Annotated in this window: 18 protein-coding genes; 10 read left to right on the top strand and 8 right to left on the bottom strand. The window is 57.5% G+C overall.

Features of this window, described 5'->3' with window-relative positions:
- Positions 1–42 precede the first annotated feature (42 nt).
- Together aat and infA are read left to right on the top strand one after the other, a co-directional pair.
- Entirely contained in the window at positions 43–750 is a 708-nt protein-coding gene (gene aat, locus NB069_RS07145) for a leucyl/phenylalanyl-tRNA--protein transferase (protein ID WP_250588720.1), read from the top strand.
- Between the two features lie 286 nt (positions 751–1,036).
- Positions 1,037–1,255 (top strand): translation initiation factor IF-1, encoded by a 219-nt coding sequence (gene infA, locus NB069_RS07135; RefSeq protein WP_001040187.1) that lies wholly within the window; start codon positions 1,037–1,039, stop codon positions 1,253–1,255.
- Between the two features lie 77 nt (positions 1,256–1,332).
- Here infA and NB069_RS07130 read toward each other — a convergent pair whose 3' ends face one another.
- From NB069_RS07130 to clpS, 4 genes are all read right to left on the bottom strand, one after another.
- Positions 1,333–1,749, bottom strand: coding sequence for a hypothetical protein (locus NB069_RS07130; protein WP_250588719.1), 417 nt, complete (start codon positions 1,747–1,749; stop codon positions 1,333–1,335).
- Positions 1,750–2,233: 484 nt separating this feature from the next.
- Positions 2,234–3,594 (bottom strand): IS3 family transposase gene (locus NB069_RS07125; RefSeq protein WP_250585650.1). Its coding sequence is split into 2 segments (ribosomal slippage): positions 2,234–3,144 and positions 3,144–3,594, totalling 1,362 coding nucleotides; the frame shifts between segments, so codons are not numbered across the junction.
- A gap of 258 nt (positions 3,595–3,852) precedes the next feature.
- Positions 3,853–6,129 carry an ATP-dependent Clp protease ATP-binding subunit ClpA gene (gene clpA, locus NB069_RS07120; protein ID WP_250588718.1) on the bottom strand — a complete coding sequence of 759 codons (2,277 nt, stop codon included), beginning with the start codon at positions 6,127–6,129 and terminating at the stop codon, positions 3,853–3,855.
- A 30-nt stretch (positions 6,130–6,159) separates the two neighbouring features.
- Positions 6,160–6,480 carry an ATP-dependent Clp protease adapter ClpS gene (clpS, locus tag NB069_RS07115; RefSeq protein ID WP_032617325.1) on the bottom strand — a complete coding sequence of 107 codons (321 nt, stop codon included), beginning with the start codon at positions 6,478–6,480 and terminating at the stop codon, positions 6,160–6,162.
- Between the two features lie 323 nt (positions 6,481–6,803).
- Between clpS and cspD the strand changes: the two genes are divergently transcribed.
- A complete protein-coding gene (cspD, locus tag NB069_RS07110; protein ID WP_032617324.1) occupies positions 6,804–7,025 on the top strand; it encodes a cold shock-like protein CspD in 222 nt (73 codons plus the stop codon).
- 140 nt (positions 7,026–7,165) lie between these two features.
- Here cspD and macB read toward each other — a convergent pair whose 3' ends face one another.
- Positions 7,166–9,106: a macrolide ABC transporter ATP-binding protein/permease MacB gene (macB, locus tag NB069_RS07105; RefSeq protein WP_250588717.1), complete on the bottom strand. Its 1,941-nt coding sequence runs from the start codon at positions 9,104–9,106 to the stop codon at positions 7,166–7,168.
- The gene (gene macA, locus NB069_RS07100) at positions 9,103–10,218 is read right to left on the bottom strand and encodes a macrolide transporter subunit MacA (RefSeq protein WP_250588716.1); all 1,116 of its coding nucleotides are present in this window, start codon (positions 10,216–10,218) and stop codon (positions 9,103–9,105) included. The genes macB and macA overlap by 4 nt, the downstream gene beginning before the upstream one ends.
- 159 nt (positions 10,219–10,377) lie before the next feature.
- On the opposite strand from macA, the gene NB069_RS07095 reads away from it, so the two are divergent.
- Positions 10,378–11,334, top strand: coding sequence for a VirK/YbjX family protein (locus tag NB069_RS07095; RefSeq protein WP_250588715.1), 957 nt, complete (start codon positions 10,378–10,380; stop codon positions 11,332–11,334).
- Here the strand turns inward: NB069_RS07095 and NB069_RS07090 are convergent.
- On the bottom strand, positions 11,331–12,989 hold the full coding sequence (locus NB069_RS07090; protein WP_250588714.1) for an ATP-dependent endonuclease: 1,659 nt from the start codon (positions 12,987–12,989) through the stop codon (positions 11,331–11,333). The genes NB069_RS07095 and NB069_RS07090 overlap by 4 nt on opposite strands.
- A gap of 369 nt (positions 12,990–13,358) precedes the next feature.
- Between NB069_RS07090 and aqpZ the strand changes: the two genes are divergently transcribed.
- The 4 genes from aqpZ (at position 13,359) to hcr (ending at position 17,916) form a co-directional block, all read left to right on the top strand.
- Positions 13,359–14,054: an aquaporin Z gene (aqpZ, locus tag NB069_RS07085; protein ID WP_250588713.1), complete on the top strand. Its 696-nt coding sequence runs from the start codon at positions 13,359–13,361 to the stop codon at positions 14,052–14,054.
- Between the two features lie 186 nt (positions 14,055–14,240).
- On the top strand, positions 14,241–15,140 hold the full coding sequence (locus tag NB069_RS07080) for a lysine exporter LysO family protein (RefSeq protein ID WP_250588712.1): 900 nt from the start codon (positions 14,241–14,243) through the stop codon (positions 15,138–15,140).
- A 143-nt stretch (positions 15,141–15,283) separates the two neighbouring features.
- Positions 15,284–16,936 (top strand): hydroxylamine reductase, encoded by a 1,653-nt coding sequence (gene hcp / locus NB069_RS07075; RefSeq protein WP_250588711.1) that lies wholly within the window; start codon positions 15,284–15,286, stop codon positions 16,934–16,936.
- A gap of 11 nt (positions 16,937–16,947) precedes the next feature.
- Complete coding sequence (gene hcr, locus NB069_RS07070; protein ID WP_250588710.1) at positions 16,948–17,916, top strand: NADH oxidoreductase; 969 nt, start codon at positions 16,948–16,950, stop codon at positions 17,914–17,916.
- A gap of 75 nt (positions 17,917–17,991) precedes the next feature.
- Here the strand turns inward: hcr and NB069_RS07065 are convergent, their stop codons facing one another.
- Positions 17,992–18,426 (bottom strand): DoxX family protein, encoded by a 435-nt coding sequence (locus tag NB069_RS07065; protein WP_250588709.1) that lies wholly within the window; start codon positions 18,424–18,426, stop codon positions 17,992–17,994.
- Between the two features lie 152 nt (positions 18,427–18,578).
- Here NB069_RS07065 and poxB point away from each other — a divergent pair, with 152 nt between their 5' ends.
- Together poxB and ltaE are read left to right on the top strand one after the other, a co-directional pair.
- Complete coding sequence (poxB, locus tag NB069_RS07060; RefSeq protein ID WP_250588708.1) at positions 18,579–20,297, top strand: ubiquinone-dependent pyruvate dehydrogenase; 1,719 nt, start codon at positions 18,579–18,581, stop codon at positions 20,295–20,297.
- A gap of 38 nt (positions 20,298–20,335) precedes the next feature.
- Entirely contained in the window at positions 20,336–21,337 is a 1,002-nt protein-coding gene (gene ltaE, locus NB069_RS07055) for a low-specificity L-threonine aldolase (protein WP_250588707.1), read from the top strand.
- Positions 21,338–21,340: the final 3 nt, after the last annotated feature.

Here is a 21,340-nt window from a genome sequence, read left to right as displayed (position 1 = left end):
ATTTGAACCGATCCCCACTTTGCGTACTGGAGTTTTGTTGTCATGCGCCTGGTCCAGCTCTCTCGTCATTCTCTTGCGTTCCCTTCTCCGGAAGGGGCGCTACGCGAACCTAATGGTTTGCTGGCCCTGGGCGGCGATCTGAGCCCGTCGCGTTTATTGATGGCGTACCAGCGCGGGATTTTTCCGTGGTTTTCCCCTGGCGATCCGATCTTATGGTGGTCACCGGATCCCCGCGCCATTCTGTGGCCCGCAGAGTTTCATATCAGCCGCAGCATGAAGCGCTTTCACGTCCGCTCCCCCTACCGCGTCACCCTTAACCACGCCTTTGGCCAGGTGATCCAGGGGTGCGCCAGCGATCGTTTTGAAGGGACCTGGATCACCCCCGAGGTGATCGCCGCCTACCATCGCCTGCACGAACTGGGTTACGCCCATTCCATTGAGGTATGGGACGATAAAAACGAGCTGGTAGGCGGGATGTACGGCGTGGCGCAGGGCACGCTGTTTTGCGGCGAATCGATGTTCAGCCGGGCGATTAACGCCTCGAAAACCGCGCTGCTGGTCTTCTGCGAGCGTTTTGCCCGCAGCGGCGGGAAATTAGTTGATTGCCAGGTGCTGAACGAACACACCGCCTCCCTGGGCGCGGTTGAGATCTCCCGCCATGAATATCTCGCACAGCTGGCAACCCTGCGCATGCAAAAATTACCGCAGAACTTCTGGGTGCCAACGACGTTATTTATGCCCCAGAGATAAATGTTTTCCGCATATTTTTCCTCAAAGTGCTATAATTCTGCCGCAGAGTAGGTTCTGCCTGTTGCCCCGCCGCCGTTTGGGAATAGTTCGCATCCGATAACGCCCTATCGTTTATCCTGCCATCTCCCCTTTACGTATGCGCTTTTCGTACGGTTCATCCGTGACGTCCGGGTAATACGCTGAAACTGCTTTGCTGCGTTTTAAACGCGCAAATCTTTACTTAATTGATGAATTTCGGCATTATCTTGCCGGTTCAAAACTTGGTAGTGATACCCCAGAGGATTAGATGGCCAAAGAAGACAATATTGAAATGCAGGGTACCGTTCTCGAAACGTTGCCTAACACCATGTTTCGCGTAGAACTGGAAAACGGTCACGTTGTTACCGCGCATATCTCCGGTAAAATGCGTAAGAACTATATCCGTATTCTGACGGGCGACAAAGTGACTGTTGAGCTGACCCCGTACGACCTGAGCAAAGGCCGCATTGTCTTCCGTAGTCGCTAAGAGTTTTTCGCCGCGAATGGCGTAGTGAGAATAATAAAGGCCGGGTAATCCCGGCCTTTTTTTATGCCCGTCGTGTATCAGTGGATATGCACCACGGTCAGATCGGCCAGCATCGCATGGGAAATCTCGTGCAGCAGCCCGGTGAGATATGGGAGCATTTCGCGGTCAAAATGCGACACCAGCAGCACATGGTTTAAGGCCCGGCAGTAATCGCACTGGGCTTCGGTGCTGTCCAGCAGCCACTCCTGTTTGTGCGTGGGCGGAAGCTCCGTCTCATCCAGCACGCGAAAATCGGTCATCGATTTTTCCAGCTCGCTTTTAAATGCGTTCAGGTATGCCGCAAGACAGCGGCAGACGGGCTGCGTTTGCGGTAGGGAGTCGCAATCGACGAGGATTTCGGTGAGCAGGTTGCAGCGCGCGGCGAGAGTGGATAGATCGGGGGTGCTGTGTTCGAGTTCGCTGTAAAGCTGGGCAACATTATTTTCGTTAGTCATAAATCAATCCTTTATGCACGGGAACATATCTGTGCACACAATTCAGGACGCCAATCCCGGCACCTGATTTTGCAGGGCATCACCATTTTATTACTGTGGTTTTATCCAGCAATATCCCTGTTTCAATTCTGGATAACGCCTCGCAAAATTATTGATTAGGGTTCACGCGGCCTCCCCCTCACCCTAACCCTAACCCTCAGGGAGAGGGAACCGATCGAGCATGCAGCGATGCCAGAGCGCAAGTTTGATTTGGCAACTATAGCGACGACCTGGTCCGGCTGAAAATCGCTGAGGCGTTGAACGCAGGCCGGGGCGAGGCGCATGGACGCGCCGAGAGGGGGCGACCTACATGGATGTAGGATCGCCCCCGACCCGAAAGCCGAAGGGAATAAGCCGAAGGAACCGCAAAGCGGCGATTTTCTTTGCCGGGAGCCGGGGTTGCCAGGGGGGAGGCGGTGCACTGAACCCCGTTTCCTGGACACCTCTATTCTTTTGTTTTTTCTGCCTGAGTCCGGTACGTCACCGGGCTCAGGCCGCCAGTTTTCAGGCTAATTCGTTCGGTGTTGAAGTAACGAATATAAGCCCTGATATCCCGCTCCAGCTCCTTCACGGAACCATACTTCTTGCGGTAGTACATCTCCACTTTCAGATGACTGAAGAAGTTTTCCATTACTGCATTATCCAGGCAGTTTCCCTTTCGCGACATACTCTGGACTATCCCGGCTTTTTCCAGCATTAACCGCCATGCCGGCGTCCTGTAAGCCCAGCCCTGATCGCTGTGTAAGACCAGGCCTTCACTATGTCTTTTTGCTTTCAGGGCCTTATGTAGCATCCTGCAGACCAGAGGCTGTGACGGGCTGGTCGACATATTCCAGGCCACGATTTCGTTGTTGAACAGATCCTGCAGGGCTGACAGGTACAGTTTCTGTCCCCCGGCCCGGAACTCCGTCACATCCGTACACCACTTGATCCCGCTTCGTTCAGCGCTGAAGTCGCGGGCCAGCAGATTGGCGGATGCCAGCCCTGCATCCGGCATATACGAGCGGTATCTTTTCCGCCGCAGCTGACAGGTGAGGCCATGCTCTTTCATCAGCCTGCGCACTGTCTTGTGATTGAGCGTGAAGCCCTCATCCCGCAGTGCTCTCGTCATTCTCCGGTAGCCATAACGCTGCGCATGCCGCTGGCTGATGGCCTTCATTGCACTGACCGCATCCGCATAACGCTCAGTCCCGTGCTCAGGGTGCGAGACATGATAATAATATGTGCTGCGTGACAACCGCGCGGCATACAGCAGGCAGGGCAGCCTGTGTGCCGTCAGCAACGACTGCACTATTCTGGTTTTTTCTCCTGCTCCCTGAGCGCGTTTTCTTCTCTCAGGGCTTTCAGCTTTTTTAAGTAAGCATTTTCCGCACGCAGATATTCCAGCTCCCTCTGCAGTTCTTTGGGCGTCATTTCACTGAAGGGCTTAGCACCGGGGACATATTTTTTCTGTGACATAGCGGGTCCGGGTCTGGCAGTGTGAAGCGCCTTTGCCCCTCCCCTCCGGTAGCGCCTCATCCAGTTGAGAATAAGGGATTCATTGGGGATGGCGAAGCGCGATGAAGCCTCCGCATAGCTGCACCTGTTTTTTGCGACGTAACGGACAACGCGGAGCCTGAATTCTGCAGTATAGGTCCGCGCAGGACGGTCCTCCAGCCCGGCTTTACCCTGACGACGGTAAGCCCGTAGCCAGCGGGTCAGGGGTGATTTGCCGACACTGAACAGGCGGGCTGTTTCTTTAATGCCCGACTTTCCGGCCATGTAATGCTCTACAGCCGCAAGTCTGATATGGAAAGGATGTTTCATCGTTCTGAACCTCCAGATTTGGAATCTGGTGTCCAGGATCCGGGGTTCAGTGCAGGCGAGCCCCCCTGGCACGTTCACGGGTGACGTGATTGACAGAGAAGCAAGGAAAGTATGGTGAACGGAACCACCACAGCTGCCACATGTCACCACCGTGCATTGCCCGGCGGCGCTGCGCTTGCACGGGCCTACAACGCCCGCCCAAACTCAAACATAAAAAAAACCGGGCTTTCACCCGGTTTTTATCATCACATAACAGCGTTAGTGAGCCGCTTCCGGCTTATGCTTCGCCGCACTCTGGAAATCATACGTCAGCTCGTTCTTCGCCTGATCCAGGGCCACCGTCACCTGCCCGCCGTCCACAAGCGTTCCAAACAGCAGCTCGTTAGCCAACGGTTTCTTCAGGTTGTCCTGAATCACACGCGCCATCGGACGGGCACCCATCGCACGATCGTAGCCTTTCTCCGCCAGCCAGTTGCGGGCTTCCTGACTCACTTCCAGGGAGACCCCTTTCTGATCCAGCTGAACCTGCAGCTCGACGATGAACTTATCCACCACCTGATGGATCACCTCGGTAGACAGATGATCGAACCAGATAATGTTATCCAGACGGTTACGAAACTCCGGCGTAAAGACCTTCTTGATCTCTTCCATCGCATCGGTGCTGTTATCCTGGTGGATCAGGCCGATGGACTTACGCTCGGTCTCACGCACACCGGCGTTGGTGGTCATCACCATCACCACGTTACGGAAGTCCGCCTTGCGCCCGTTGTTGTCGGTCAGCGTGCCGTTGTCCATCACCTGCAGCAGCAGGTTAAAGACGTCAGGGTGCGCTTTCTCGATCTCATCGAGCAGCAGAACCGCATGCGGATGCTTGATCACCGCATCGGTGAGCAGGCCGCCCTGGTCAAAGCCCACATAGCCCGGAGGCGCACCGATCAGACGGCTAACGGTGTGACGCTCCATATACTCGGACATATCAAAGCGCAGCAGCTCAATACCCAGCGCTTTAGAGAGCTGCACCGTCACCTCGGTTTTCCCCACCCCGGTCGGACCGGCGAACAGGAAGGAACCTACAGGCTTATGTTCATGCCCCAGTCCGGCGCGGGCCATCTTGATGGCCTCGGTTAAGGCCTCAATGGCTTTATCCTGACCAAAGACCAGCATTTTCAGGCGATCGCCGAGGTTTTTCAGCGTGTCGCGGTCGCTCTGAGACACGCTCTTCTCAGGGATACGCGCGATGCGGGCCACCACGGATTCAATATCCGCCACGTTGACCGTTTTCTTACGCTTGCTGACCGGCATCAGACGGGCACGCGCGCCCGCTTCGTCGATCACGTCGATCGCTTTATCCGGCAGATGACGGTCGTTGATGTATTTCACCGCCAGCTCCACCGCCGCACGCACCGCTTTCGCGGTATAACGCACATCGTGGTGCGCTTCGTACTTCGGCTTCAGGCCGTTGATGATCTGCACCGTTTCTTCAACCGACGGTTCAGTAATGTCGATTTTCTGGAAGCGACGCGCCAGGGCGCGATCTTTTTCGAAAATATTGCTGAACTCCTGGTAGGTGGTTGAGCCAATCACGCGGATCTTGCCGCTGGAGAGCAGCGGTTTAATCAGGTTGGCGGCATCTACCTGGCCACCGGAAGCCGCACCGGCACCGATGATGGTATGGATCTCGTCGATAAACAGAATGCTGTTGGTATCCTGCTCCAGCTGTTTCAGCAGCGCTTTGAAACGTTTTTCAAAATCACCGCGGTACTTAGTGCCGGCCAGCAGGGAACCGATATCCAGCGAATAGATGGTGCAGTCGGCGATCACTTCCGGGACGTCGCCCTGCACAATGCGCCAGGCGAGCCCTTCGGCGATGGCGGTTTTACCCACGCCAGATTCCCCCACCAGCAGCGGGTTGTTCTTGCGGCGGCGGCAAAGCACCTGAATCGCCCTTTCCAGCTCTTTGTCGCGGCCTATCAGCGGGTCGATACCGCCGACGCGGGCAAGCTGGTTAAGATTGGTGGTGAAGTTTTCCATACGTTCCTCCCCGCCTGCTTGCTCTTCGCTGTTGACCTGATTGCTGGAATCCGACGCCTGATTCGGCTCGTCTTTTCGCGTTCCGTGAGAGATGAAGTTCACCACATCAAGGCGGCTGACTTCGTGTTTGCGCAGCAGGTAGGCGGCTTGCGACTCCTGCTCGCTGAAGATGGCAACCAGTACGTTTGCACCGGTAACTTCGCTACGTCCGGAGGACTGGACGTGAAACACCGCACGCTGGAGTACACGCTGGAAGCTGAGCGTGGGTTGTGTATCGCGCTCCTCTTCACTGACGGGCAGCACAGGTGTGGTCTGTTCGATGAAGGCTTCAAGTTCCTGACGCAGCGCCACCAGGTCCACGGAGCAGGCTTCAAGTGCTTCGCGGGCGGATGGGTTACTGAGCAGTGCAAGCAGCAGGTGCTCGACCGTCATAAACTCATGTCGGTGCTCACGCGCTCTGGCGAAAGCCATGTTTAAACTGAGTTCCAGTTCTTGATTGAGCATAGGCACCTCCCCCAATTTTCATTGCCTTATTCAGGCTTTTTCCAGCGTACACAGCAACGGATGCTCGTTCTCCCTCGCATACTGGTTCACCATTGCCACCTTTGTTTCGGCGACTTCAGCAGTAAAAACACCGCAGATGGCTTTGCCATGATAGTGAACCGTAAGCATCAGTTGCGTTGCACGTTCTACATCATAAGAAAAGAACTTTTGTAGCACGTCAATAACAAATTCCATCGGCGTGTAATCATCGTTCATTAACATAACTTTATACATAGATGGCGGTTTTAGCGCGTCGCGCACTTTATCTTCCGCCAGCTTGTCAAAATCGAGCCAGTCGTTCGTCTTACCCATTATCAGCCGTCATCTTCGTTTACGGTCTCCGGTCGCGTCTTTCTGATGCTGACGGGAGGCTATACATAACCTGAATCTACCTCAGATGTCAGATAACTCACACCTATTATTACCATCCGCGATGTCTGTCACAATACCTGGCAATAGCGTTAACTGCTTCAAATTTTGACGCATTTTTCCTCTCTCTTCCCCGCCAAACGCTTGACGCTGCCTTTGGTTTATCTAAATTGTACAAGCGTGAGTTGGCGAGGTTTTGAACAGCCCCCACTTCACCACCGGTTCATTACATCTAACTCAATAAGATTTACGAAGGATGTCGAAGCATGGAAACGGGTACAGTTAAGTGGTTCAACAACGCCAAAGGGTTTGGTTTTATCTGCCCTGAAGGCGGCGGCGAAGACATCTTCGCGCATTACTCCACCATTCAGATGGATGGTTACAGAACGCTGAAAGCCGGGCAGGCCGTCCGGTTCGATGTACACCTTGGGCCAAAAGGCAATCATGCCAGCGTTATTGTGCCCATCGAAGCAGAAGTGGTGGCATAGCCCTCTGTTTCATTGTGTACACCCCGCTCTCAAAATGCCAGCCCGATGCGCTGGCATTTTTATTTGTGTGCGGTTGTGCGGCCTGATGCCCGGCGGCGCTACGCTTGCACTGGCCTACAAATTCTTGTGTGCCAACGCACTTACTCCCGGGCTAACGCATCCACCGGATCCAGCCGCGCGGCGTTTCTTGCCGGTAGCCAGCCAAACAGCACCCCGGTAAAGGTAGAACAAAGAAAGGCGGTTAGCAGCGCCATCGGTGAAAAACCAATTTCCCAGCCGGGTAAAAACAGCTGCAGGGTAAAGGCGATTAACAACGAGAGCGCAATCCCCAGCGCCCCGCCAACCAGACAGACCAGCACCGCCTCAATTAAAAACTGTTGCAGTACGTCGCTGGCCCGGGCCCCCACCGCCATGCGAATGCCGATTTCCCGGGTACGCTCCGTTACCGACACCAGCATAATGTTCATCACCCCAATTCCCCCTACCAGCAAAGAGATGATGGCCACCAGGGTGAGAAAGAGCTGTAAAGTACGTGTGGTCTTTTCAGCCGTTTTCAAGAGCCCGTCCATGTTCCAGGTGAAGAAATCTTTCTTCCCGTGGCGCAGGGACAGCAGGCGCTCAAGCTGCTGCTCCGCCTGGGCGCTGTCGTAGCCATCTTTCACCCGCACGGTGATCGAGTTGAGCCAGGACTGCCCCATAATGCGACCGGAGATGGTGGTGTAAGGCAGCCAGACGCGCAAAATCTTGCTGCTGCCAAACATTGACTGCTTCTCCTCCGCCACGCCGATCACCGTCGCGGGCATATTGCCCACCAGCACGATCTCGCCCACAACCCTGGCTTTATCAGGGAACAGCTGTCGCCGGGAGTTGGCATCCAGCACGACCACCTGGGCCCGCCCTGCGAGCTGCTCTCCATTGAAGGTGCCCCCTTCGCTGAAGGTCATGCCGTAGACGTTAAAGTAATCCCCGCTGACGCCGTTGGCGCTGGCGGCCACGTCGATGTTGCCGTAGCGCAGACGCAGGTTCTGCGATACCGCCGGGGTGGCAGAGTTAACCCACGGCTGCTTCTGGATCGCCGCGAGATCGTCATATTTCAGCGCCTGCTGGTACTGTGGCTCATCATCACCGAAGTCTTTGCCGGGATAGACGTCAATGGTGTTGGTGCCGATGGAGCGGATATCCGAGAGCACCAGCTGTTTGGCGGCATCGCCTACCACCACAATGGATACCACCGAGGCGATACCGATGATGATCCCGAGCATGGTCAGCAGGGTGCGCATTTTGTTTGCAGCCATCGCCAACCAGGCCATCGTCAAGGCTTCGCGAAAACTGCTGGCAAACTGCCGCCAGCCGGACGGCGGCGGGAGCGCCACCTCCTGACGCCGGGTGGCGTTGAGGCTGGGGGGTGGATTGCTGACCAGTTCGCCATCGCGGATCTCGACGATGCGCCCAGCCTGGGAGGCCACCTGCGGGTCGTGAGTCACGATGATCACCGTATGCCCCTGATCCCGCAGCTGATGCAGGATCGCCATAACCTCCTCCCCGGAGTGGCTGTCCAGCGCCCCGGTGGGTTCATCAGCGAGGATCACCTGCCCGCCATTCATCAGCGCCCGGGCGATACTGACCCGCTGCTGCTGGCCGCCGGAGAGCTGCGAAGGCTGATAATCCACCCGCTCCCCCAGCCCGAGACGGGTGAGCAGCGCCTGGGCCCGCTCCAGACGTTTCTTACGCTCTACGCCCGCATAGACCGCCGGCACTTCGACGTTCTGCGCCGCGCTCAGGTGCGAGAGCAGATGGTAGCGCTGGAAGATAAAGCCGAAATGCTCCCGGCGCAGTTTGGCCAGCGCGTCGCTATCCAGAGTTGAGACATCGGTGCCTGCCACCCGGTAGGTGCCGCTGGTGGGTTTATCGAGGCAACCGAGAATATTCATCAGCGTCGATTTACCGGAACCCGAGGCCCCGACAATCGCCACCATCTCCCCGGCCTCCACCCGCAGCGTAATGCCCTTCAGCACCTCTACCGGCCCGTCGCCGGACGGGTAGCTGCGGCGGATATCATTCAGTTCCAGCAGGGCCGTCATTTAGCCGCCCCCGGCTGGCTCTCGCTGATGACCACCTCTTCCCCCTCTTCCAGACCTTTAACCACCACCACATCGGTGTCGTTACGCGAGCCGAGGCTCACCTCACGCTCCCGCGTTTCGCCGTTACGCAGCACCTTCACGTTATAGCGGTTATCCCCCACCGGCGCGCCTAACGCCGCCAGCGGAATGGTCAGTACGTTTTTCACGCCGGACAGCTGGATATGCACCTGGGCGGTCATGTCCAGGCGCAGCACCCCCTGCGGGTTAGGCACTTCAAAGCGGGCGTGATAGAAGATGGCGTCGTTGACTTTCTCCGGGGTCGGGAGAATATCTTTCAGCACCCCTTCATAGCGGGTTTGCGGATCGCCCAGCACGGTAAACCAGGCCTTTTGCCCCGGCTTAAGGTGGATCACATCCGCTTCAGATACCTGAGCCTTCACCAGCATGGTGCTCATATCCGCAAGGGTCAGGATATTCGGCGCCTGCTGAGCGGCAATCACCGTCTGCCCCTGCAGGGTGGTGATTTGCGTCACTTCCCCGGCCATCGGCGCGACGATACGGGTGTAATCAAGGTTGGTCTTCGCGCTGTCCAGCGAGGCCTGGTTGCGTTTGATCTGCGCATCGATGGTGCCAATCTGCGCCTGCTTCACCGCCAGCTCGGTCGTCGACGTATCCAGATCCTGCTGCGAGATGGCCTGGGTCGTGGCCAGCTGGCGCTGGCGATTGAGGGTGACCTGGGCCAGCTTGCGCTCCGCTTCCGCCTGGCTACGCTGGGCGCGCAGCTCCATCAGCGTCGCTTCCACCTCTTTAATCTGGTTTTCGGCCTGCTCCGGGTCGATAACCCCCAGCAGTTGCCCTTTTTTCACCTTGTCGCCAATTTCCACCGACAGCGTCTTCAGCTGGCCGCTGACCTGGGCGCCCACGTCAACCTTGCGCAGCGCGTCCAGCTTGCCGGTAGCCAGCACGCTTTGCTGCAGCTCGCCCGGACGGACAATCAGTGTCTGATATTGCGGCACCGGCGCGTTAAGCACCCGCCACAGCCAGAATCCACCCACCAGTACAATCAGCACCAGCAGCAGAAACAGCTTCCTGCGCTTTCCCTTTAAGTTCATAAATATTCCAAATAGCTATTCCGGCTTACATAACTGTTGATTCTAACTAAACCGCTCCTCAACGAAACCCCTGCAGTTCCGGATGGATGAAAATCGTTGAGGAGAGGTTGATAATTCCCCTGCTGAAATAAAGCCCTGGCAACAAGACCGGGATTTATCATGTCATCCATCGCAGAGTCATCTTATTCACATCAGCCGCAGCCAAAATCCGCCTGGCAGCTGTTTCAGCATCTGGCATCCGGGACATTAACCCCCGGCCTCGCCTGGCGCAACCCGGCCTATCGCCGCAAGTTTATGCTGCGATCGCTGATGACGCCATTCAGCACCGGGCGTCTGCTCGCCAATCTGGCAAAGCAGCCGCAGTTAATGCAGATGTTACAGGCTCAGCCTGGCCTGCCCTGCCGCCTGCATCGTCCGTGGCTTTCGGTGGCGATGAACCGCCAGCAGACGCTGCAGGCGCTGAACTGGCACTATCAGACCCTGCAGCGCCAGCTCCCGGCCGCGCTGATGAACGGTTATCTCTCCAGGGAGGGGATCACGTTACTGACCCTCATCGGCAAAGACGAGCAGCTTTTTACCGTGCGCCTGTGCGCCGATGCGTTTCTCGATAAAGAGGGCGAAGCGACGCTGGCGTTTTGCGACGCGCAGCAGACGGTGCTGGCGGAGATGACCTTTACCCTGTGCCAGATTAACGGCACCTCCACGCTGTTTATCGGCGGAATGCAGGGGGCAAAAGCCTTCGTGCCGCACGAGGCGATCCAGAGCGCTACCAAAGCCTGCCACGGTCTGTTCCCGAAACGCCTGCTGGTGGAGGCCGCCATGACGCTGGGCAGCGCCCTGGCCGTGGATCACATTATTGCCGTGAGCAACAGCACCCATATTTATCGCAGCTGGCGCTATCGCAAGAAAAAAGAGGGCAAACTGCTGGCCGACTACGACAGCTTCTGGCTCTCCCTTGGCGGGGAGCGCGACAGCGCGGGCAACTTCAGGCTGCCACTCGCCATGCCGCGCAAACCGATGGAGGAGATCGCCAGCAAAAAACGCGCCGAATATCGCCGCCGCTTTGCCCTGCTGGACAGCCTGGTTGAACAAGTCAACCAGGCAACCCGCCGTTAATCCGCTCTCCCGCGCGCCAGCCACAGCACGCGGGAAAACATTTTCCTCAGCAGCGTGGGAACCGCCTCGACGCCGCGTCGTCCCGCCTCCATCGCCACCTCTATTGCCAGATCGGGCTTCGACGAACGGTGAATGGCCTTCATGATCACCCGCCGCATGTTCATCGGGATATCGTCGGGGATCATCGCCACCCGGTGAAAGACGTCAGAAAACCCCTGACGGTACATGAAATGCTCCATGTCCATGGCTGGCAGCGCCGTCAGGTGTTCGCGCTCCTCCTCCCTGTCGTTATTGATGAGCCCGCGCACGGTCGCTGCATACTTCTTGCCCGCCTCGTCACCGTCCACCAGCACGTGCCATTCAATGCCCATCCGTCGGGCAAATTTAATCAGCGGTTTTAAACCCGACTGGGCAAACTCAATCACCTTGATGCCCTCGGCATCGAAATGGTGGCCGCACTGACGGGCCAGCTCGTTAATGACCCAGGTTTCGGTCTCCCCTTCCACCAGCAGCCAGCAGCGGGCAAACAGCGAGGAGGCCCGGTTGAAGCGAATATGAAAGGCAATACGACGGCTGTCTTCGGCGTTCATGCCGCCCGGTCCGAGGCGATAAGCCGTGACGCGCGACGACTCACGCACCAGGCGACAGACATGTTCCACCGGCGTTAACGACAGCAGCTCCCCTGAGTTGGTGGTGGCGATGCGCTGCAGCGGCAGCAGGTTCAGCAGGTGCCACGCCACCGAGAGCATAATGGGGTGCAGGCGCGTCTCGGGATCTTCCACCAGCAGCAGCGGGCGGGCGTCCCGATCCAACCGGACGGTGCCTTTCGCCTGCAACAACGTAGAGAACAGCCCAAGCAGGATCATCCGGTGCGAACGGCCGCCGGGCCGGTCAATCATCCGGTTGATGATGTCGAGATATCGCCAGCTGCGCTGCTCGTCATGGGAGCGTCGCCGCATCAGCCGGTTACGTCCCGGCGAGGTGCCCTGCTCGGAGAAGTAGTGTTCCAGCAGCTGCACCATCGCCGACAGTCCCTGGCGGATCTGGCCGTCGGTCAGGTTTTGCGGGCGGGCCACCAGCTCCCGGGCCAGATAGTCCAGCTCCCGGGCGGTGACCTCCACATCAGGCATATCCGGAACCGTACCGTTGCGAATGCGGCGCATAAAGCGGGCGTCGCGCAGGCGCAGCACCGGCATCAGGCGTACCAGATGGCGTGCCCGTTCGTCGATGTCCTCAAGCGGCAGGACATGGCCGTCGGTATCGAGAAAACCGCGCAGCGTCAGGACGCTCTCATCGTCGGCCAGCTCGCCCTCCAGACGATAAAAAATGCGCTGGTAGCCGTCATCACAGGGCACCCAGCAGTCGGCCAGGGGACGGTAACGGCGGACGCGATGGCGACCAGGCTCGCTTTCACGAAAGGTGAGGATGATATGCAGATGGTGTTCGCGCCCCAGTACATCCCCGGGCGGGAACCAGAAATCTTCCCGGACAAAATGATACAGGTCCGTTTCCGGTGACAGCAGCAGCGTCAGGGCATCCAACAGACTGGATTTACCCCAGGCATTTTCCCCGATCAGTACGTTGTTGTTCTCAAGCATCAGCGACAGCCTGTTGATGCCGCGAAACCCCACGATTTCCACACGTTCAAGCAACATGTACCCTCCGGGAGAGATGAACTTTTTCCTTTAAGTTATCAGGAGTATAACGCCAGCGGGCCCGGACGGACACCCAATCGTCGGCGGAATAAAGGGCGGCAGGATCGAAAATTAAGAATTTAACCAGCAACTTTCATTTGAAATAACAATTCCTGCCGAATATTCTAGCGGCCGAAAATGCAACTCTGCTTTGCAGCGCCTTAATTTAGCAAGGAAGCGCAACACATTGCCCTACATCAAACTTACCGTATTTATTTAACTGGTGAGGGGGAATATTCATTTTTAGAATAGTGGCGTTTTAAATCATCGCTAATTTTGGCGATAAATAATAATGGCGCAGGATTGCGCTCATTTTTCTTTGAGGTGGTTATGTTCAGAAAATTAGCAGCAGAATGTTTTGGTACATTCTGGTTGGTATTTGGTGGCTGCGGCAGCGCAGTACTGGCAGCAGGTTTCCCGGAGCTGGGAATCGGTTTTGTTGGTGTTTCACTGGCCTTCGGCTTAACGGTATTAACCATGGCCTATGCCGTAGGGCATATTTCCGGTGGTCACTTTAACCCGGCGGTAACATTAGGCTTGTGGGCTGGCGGTCGTTTTCCGGCGAAAGACGTTATTGGCTATATTATTGCCCAGGTGATTGGCGGAATTATCGCTGCCGCTATTCTGTATGTCGTTGCCAGCGGTAAAGCGGGCTTTGACGCTGCGGCCAGCGGTTTTGCCTCAAACGGCTTTGGCGAGCACTCCCCGGGCGGCTTCTCCATGCTCTCTGCCATTGTGATTGAAATTGTGCTGACGGCTGGCTTCCTGCTGGTGATCCACGGTGCAACCGACAAACACGCTCCGGCCGGTTTCGCACCGATTGCAATTGGCCTGGCGCTGACGCTGATCCACCTGATCAGCATTCCGGTGACCAATACCTCCGTTAACCCAGCTCGCAGCACCGCGGTAGCTATCTTCCAGGGTGGCTGGGCGCTTCAGCAGCTGTGGCTGTTCTGGGTGATGCCGATTATTGGCGGTATCCTTGGCGGCGTGCTGTATCGTACCCTGCTGGAAAAACGCGATTAAGATTGCACGCGTTGTGGTGCCGGGTGGCGGCTTCGCCTTACCCGGCCTACAGACAGGGCATTTCGCAGGCCGGGCAAGCGCCAGCGCCGCCCGGCATTAAACCGCACCGCCCCCATTTTCTACCTTTACTGAACAGCCTTTATTGGGTAGTGTCTCAGCGCCACTCAAATAAAGGACCGGTTGTTCATGTTTTCAGGACTCTTAATCATTCTCCTCCCGCTGATCGTGGGCTATCTCATTCCGCTTCATCAAGTGTCAGCGTTAAAACTGATCAACCGTTTACTGAGCTGGATTGTCTACGTCATTCTCTTTTTTATGGGGATCAGCCTCGCCTTCCTCGATAATCTGGCCACCAATCTGCTCTCTATTCTTCACTACTCCATTATTACGATGGTGGTTATCCTCGCGTGCAATATTGCGGCTCTTTTCTGGCTGGAGCGCGCCATTCCATGGAAAAACCACCATCATCAGGAAAAATTACCCTCACGTATTGCGATGGCGCTGGAGTCATTAAAATTATGCGGCGTGCTAGTCCTCGGTTTTCTGCTGGGGCTGACGGGCTACGCTTTTTTACAGCACGCCACCGAGGCCAGCGAATATACGCTGATCTTCCTGCTGTTCCTTATTGGTATTCAGCTGCGAAATAATGGCATGACCCTGAAGCAGATCGTTCTTAACCGTCGCGGCATGATGGTGGCGGTCGTCGTGGTGGGCAGTTCGCTGGTGGGGGGCGTAATTAATGCCTTTATTCTCGACCTGCCGCTCAATACTGCCCTGGCGATGGCCTCCGGCTTTGGCTGGTATTCCCTTTCCGGCATTCTGTTAACCGAATCCTTTGGTCCGGTGATTGGCAGCGCCGCCTTCTTTAACGATCTCGCCCGCGAGCTTATCGCCATTATGCTGATCCCGGGTCTGGTTCGCCGCAGCCGCTCCACGGCGCTGGGGCTGTGCGGCGCCACCTCAATGGACTTTACCCTGCCGGTTCTGCAACGTTCAGGCGGGCTGGAGATGGTGCCTGCTGCCATCGTGCATGGCTTTATTTTAAGCCTGCTGGTGCCCGTCATGATGGCCTTCTTCTCAGCCTGATACTTCTTTGGCGGTAGCCTGCTGCCGCCAAAATTGCGCTAAATCAATCTCCCTCTATTTTGTCGTAGAAAGCCCTTTTCAGCGTACCGACACAGGCATAACCTTAAACATGTATATCAAATATAACTTTAACAGGTGTGATTATGTTTTGTGTGCAATGTGAACAAACCATCCGTACCCCAGCCGGCAACGGCTGCTCTTACGCACAGGGCATGTGCGGTAAAACCGCCGAAACCTCCGATCTGCAGGATTTACTGATTGCCGCCCTGCAGGGTTTATCCGCCTGGGCATTTAAGGCCCGGGAATATGGCATTATCGACCACTATGTCGATAACTTCGCCCCGCGCGCGTTTTTCTCAACCCTGACCAACGTTAACTTCGATTCCCCGCGCATCGTGGGCTACGCCCGGGAAGCCATTGCCCTGCGTGAAGCCCTTAAAGCGCAGTGCCTGAATGCCGATGCCAGCGCCCGCGTCGATAACCCGATGGCCGACCTGCAGCTGGTAAGCGACGACCTCGGTGACCTGCAGCGCCAGGCGGCAGAATTTACCCCGAACAAAGACAAAGCCGCGATTGGCGAGAACATCCTCGGCCTGCGCCTGCTCTGCCTGTACGGCCTGAAAGGTGCCGCGGCCTATATGGAACACGCCCACGTGCTGGATCAGTACGACAACGCCATCTACGCCCAGTACCACAACATCATGGCGTGGCTGGGCACCTGGCCTGCGGACATGAACGCGCTGCTGGAGTGCGCCATGGAAATCGGCCAGATGAACTTCAAAGTGATGAGCATTCTGGACGCCGGTGAAACCAGCAAATATGGCCACCCAACCCCAACTCAGGTCAACGTTAAGGCGACCGAAGGCAAGTGCATCCTGATCTCCGGTCACGACCTGAAAGATCTCTATAACCTGCTGGAGCAGACCGACGGCACCGGCGTCAACGTCTACACCCACGGCGAAATGCTGCCCGCCCACGGCTATCCGGAGCTGCGTAAATTCAAACATCTGATCGGTAACTACGGCAGCGGCTGGCAGAACCAGCAGGTGGAATTCGCCCGCTTCCCTGGCCCCATCGTGATGACCTCTAACTGCATCATCGACCCAACCGTGGGCGCCTACGACGATCGCATCTGGACCCGCAGCATCGTCGGCTGGCCGGGCGTAAGCCACCTCGAAGGGGACGACTTTGGTCCGGTGATTGCCCAGGCGCAGCAGATGGCGGGCTTCCCCTACAGCGAAATTCCTCACCTGATCACCGTCGGTTTCGGTCGTCAGACCCTGCTGGGCGCTGCCGATTCCCTGATCGACCTGGTGAGCCGCGAAAAATTGCGTCACATCTTCCTGGTGGGCGGCTGTGACGGCGCGCGCAGCGAACGTAACTACTTCACCGACTTTGCCACCAGCGTCCCGGACGACTGCCTGATCCTGACCCTGGCGTGCGGTAAATACCGCTTCAATAAGCTGGAGTTCGGCGATATCGAAGGCCTGCCGCGCCTGATCGATGCCGGTCAGTGTAACGATGCCTACTCTGCCATTATCCTGGCGGTCACCCTGGCAGAAAAACTGGGCTGTGGCGTGAACGACCTGCCGCTGTCGCTGGTACTCTCCTGGTTCGAACAGAAAGCGATTGTGATCCTGCTGACCCTGCTGTCGCTGGGCGTAAAAAACATCGTCACCGGCCCGACCGCACCGGGCTTCTTTACCCCGGATCTGCTGGCGGTGCTCAACGAGAAGTTTGGTCTGCGTTCCGTGACCACCGTTGAAGAAGACATGAAGCAACTGCTGAGCGCGTAAGGAGTAAAAGAATGACTATGCCAACCCATCAGTGCCCATGGCGGATGCAGGTTCACCACATCCATCAGGAAACGCCGGATGTCTGGACAATTTCGTTGCTGTGCCACGACTACTATCCATACCGTGCCGGGCAGTATGCGCTGGTCAGCGTGCGTCACTCAGCGGATACGCTGCGGGCGTACACGATCTCCTCGACGCCTGGCATCAGCGAGTACATTACGCTGACCGTCCGCCGCATTGATGAGGGGGCAGGCTCTCAGTGGCTGACGCACGATGTCAAACGTGGGGATTACATCTGGCTTTCTGACGCGCAGGGTGATTTTACCTGTGACGACAAGCCGGACGATAAATTCCTGCTGCTGGCCGCCGGTTGCGGCGTGACGCCGGTGATGTCCATGCGTCGCTGGCTGGCGAAATACCGTCCGCAGGCTGACGTGGCGGTGATCTTCAGCGTGCGCTCGCCGCAGGATGTGATTTTTGCTGAAGAATGGCGGAATTATCCGGTGACCCTGGTGGCGGAAAATAACGCCACCGAGGGGTTTGTCGCCGGTCGCCTGAGCCGCGAGCTGCTGCAAAGCGTGCCGGATATCGCCTCCCGGACCGTGATGACCTGTGGTCCGGCGCCCTATATGGACATCGTTGAAGAAGAGGTGAAGGCCCTGGGCGTCACCCGCTTCTTCAAAGAGCAGTTCTTCACGCCAGTGGCCGAAGCCGCCACCAGTGGGCTGAAGTTTACCAAACTGGAGCCCGCAAAAACCTTCTTTGGCCGCGTGGGCAGCACGCTGCTGGAAGCGCTGGAGAGCAATAACGTACCGGTTGTTGCCGCCTGTCGGGCGGGCGTCTGCGGATGCTGTAAAACGAAGGTGATGGACGGAAATTATACCGTCACCAGCACCATGACGCTGACGGATGCCGAAGTGGCAGAAGGCTATGTGCTGGCCTGCTCCTGTCATCCGCAGGGGGATTTGGTTCTGGCGTGATGTAACGCCCGGTGGCGCTGGCGCTTACCGGGCCTACGGGTTTTGTAGGCCGGGCAAACGCAGTGCCGCCCGGCGTTACTTCCAGACGGGATCGCTCACCACCGAATACCGCCCTGCCCCTAAAAATGCCACGGCCAGCGCACCAACGAAGAAATAGACCAGACTTTCAATCGCCCAGGCCCCTACCGCGTCCAGCGCAAAGGTTTTGCCGGTACCCACCATCAGCCACGCCACCACCATGGTAAAGGCCAGAACCAGTGCCGACGGACGGGTGAGAATGCCAAGAATAATCAGGATCGGCGCCACCACTTCGCCAATCAAAACGCCATAGGCGATAAAGCCTGGCAGCCCTTTTGCCACCAGCATGCCTGCAATGCCCCCCACCCCATCGATGGCCTTATGCATCCCGTGAAACAGCATCAAGCCCCCTACCGCCAGACGCAACAACAGTTTGCCGGCATCGTCGCGCGTTAGCGTTTTATTAACAGCCATTAACAATGATTTAACCACCTGAATTTACTCCATTTTTTAAAGTTATAGCCACCAGAATATGACGAAATGTTGCACATTGAAAGCAACGATTAATCAGGGGGAATTCGCGGGCACGCCGGTCAGTTTCATCTAAGCTTGAAAGCGTTATCACATTCAGGAGACGGACTACCATGAAACAAACCGTGGCGAACTATATTGCGAAAATGCTGGAACAGGTCGGGGTCAAACGGATCTGGGGCGTTACCGGTGATTCCCTCAACGGTCTGAGCGACAGCCTGAACCGGATGGGCACTATCGAATGGATGCCGACCCGCCATGAGGAGGTCGCCGCGTTTGCCGCCGGGGCCGAGGCGCAGCTTACCGGTGAGCTGGCGGTCTGCGCTGGATCCTGCGGGCCGGGTAACCTGCACCTGATCAACGGCCTGTTTGACTGTCATCGCAACCATGTCCCGGTACTCGCCATTGCCGCGCACATTCCGTCGAGCGAAATCGGCAGCGGCTATTTTCAGGAGACGCATCCTCAGGAGCTGTTCCGCGAATGCAGCCACTACTGTGAACTGGTCTCATCCCCGGAGCAGATCCCTCAGGTGCTGGCGCTGGCGCTGCGCAACGCCATCCTCAAGCGCGGCGTCTCTGTCATTGTGCTGCCCGGTGACGTGGCGCTGAAACCGGCGCCGGAACAGGCCAGCACCCACTGGTATCCGGCACCGCAGCCGATGGTCACCCCTGCCCATGCCGAGCTGAAAAAACTGGCCCAGCTGCTGCGTTATTCCAGCAATATCGCCCTGATGTGCGGCAGCGGCTGCGCCGGCGCGCATGAGGAGCTGCTGGAATTTGCCGGCACCCTTAAAGCACCGATTGTGCACGCCCTGCGTGGAAAAGAGCACGTGGAGTACGATAACCCGTACGATGTGGGGATGACCGGGCTGATCGGCTTCTCTTCCGGGTTCCACACCATGATGAACGCCGATACCCTGGTGCTGCTCGGCACCCAGTTCCCCTATCGCGCGTTTTACCCCACAGACGCCAAAATCATTCAGATTGACATCAACCCTGCCAGCATCGGGGCGCACAGCAAGGTGGACATGGCGCTGGTGGGCGACATCAAGGCCACCCTCGCCGCACTCATGCCGCTGCTGGAGGAGAAAACCGATCGCACCTTCCTGGATAAGGCCCTGAGCGATTATCGCGATGCCCGCAAAGGGCTGGACGATCTGGCGAAGCCCGGCGATAAGGCGCTGCATCCGCAGTATCTGGCGCAGCAGATCAGCCACTATGCCGACGACGATGCCATCTTCACCTGTGACGTGGGCACTCCCACCGTCTGGGCGGCGCGCTATCTGAAAATGAACGGCAAGCGCCGTCTGCTGGGTTCGTTTAACCACGGCTCGATGGCCAACGCCATGCCGCAGGCGCTGGGGGCGAAAGCCACCGCGCCGGAGCGACAGGTGGTGGCGATGTGCGGCGACGGCGGGTTCAGTATGCTGATGGGGGATTTTCTCTCCGTGGCGCAGATGAAGCTGCCGATCAAGATCGTCGTCTTTAACAACAGCGTGCTGGGCTTTGTGGCAATGGAGATGAAAGCGGGCGGCTATCTGACCGACGGTACGGATCTGCACGACACCAACTTCGCCGCCATCGCCGAAGCCTGCGGCATCACCGGTATCCGCGTCGAGAAGGCCTCGGAAGTGGATGACGCCCTCCAGCGCGCCTTTGCCACCGAGGGGCCGGTGCTGGTGGATGTGGTGGTCGCCAAAGAGGAGCTGGCCATTCCGCCGCAGATCAAACTGGAGCAGGCAAAGGGCTTTAGCCTGTACATGCTGCGCGCCATTATCAGCGGCCGTGGCGACGAAGTTTTGGAGCTAGCCAAAACCAACTGGCTCAGGTAAAACAATCGGCATCGCCTTTAAAATAATAAGGAAATGCCATGATTGATTTACGCAGTGATACCGTCACCCGACCGAGCCGAGCCATGCTGGAAGAGATGCTGGCCGCGCCGGTCGGGGATGACGTCTACGGCGATGACCCGACCGTTAATGAGCTTCAGCGCTATGCCGCCGGGCTGAGCGGCCACGAGGCCGCTCTGTTCCTGCCGACCGGCACCCAGGCAAACCTGGTGGCTCTGCTCAGCCACTGCGAGCGCGGCGAAGAGTATATCGTCGGCCAGGGTGCGCATAACTACCTGTACGAAGCCGGCGGTGCAGCGGTGCTCGGCAGCATTCAGCCCCAGCCCATTGATGCCGCCGCAGACGGCTCCCTGCCGCTGGACAAGGTCGCGGCCAAAATCAAAGCCGACGACATCCACTTCGCCCGCACAAAATTGCTCAGCCTTGAAAACACCCATAACGGCAAAGTGCTGCCGCGTGAGTACCTGAAGGCGGCATGGGAATTTACCCGCGAGCGCGGACTGGGTCTGCACGTTGATGGCGCGCGCATCTTTAACGCCGTGGTGGAGTATGGCTGCGAGCTGAAAGAAATAACGCAATATTGCGACTCGTTCACCATTTGTCTCTCCAAAGGGCTGGGCACGCCGGTGGGCTCCCTGCTGGTGGGCAATGCCGACTACATCAAGCGCGCAAATCGCTGGCGTAAAATGACCGGCGGCGGCATGCGCCAGGCCGGGATCCTCGCCGCAGCGGGTCTGTTTGCTCTGAAAAATAACGTTACCCGTCTGAAGGACGATCACGATAACGCGGCGTGGATGGCCACGCAGCTGCGCGAGATCGGCGCTGACGTGATGCGTCACGACACCAACATGCTGTTTATCCGCGTCGGGGATGAGCACGCGGCGGCGCTGGGTGAGTTTATGAAGGCGCGCGGCGTGCTGATTAACGCCTCGCCGGTGGTGCGTCTGGTGATGCATCTCGATGTCAACCGCCAGCAACTGGCAGACGTGGTTGCCCACTGGCAGGCGTTTTTGCAGCGCTAAGGA

It is taken from the genome of Leclercia adecarboxylata, from assembly GCF_023639785.1.
GTDB classification, from domain to species: Bacteria; Pseudomonadota; Gammaproteobacteria; order Enterobacterales; family Enterobacteriaceae; genus Enterobacter; species Enterobacter adecarboxylatus_D.
The sequence above is the reverse complement of the archived record's forward strand: the minus strand, read 5'-3'. Positions and strand labels throughout refer to the sequence as shown.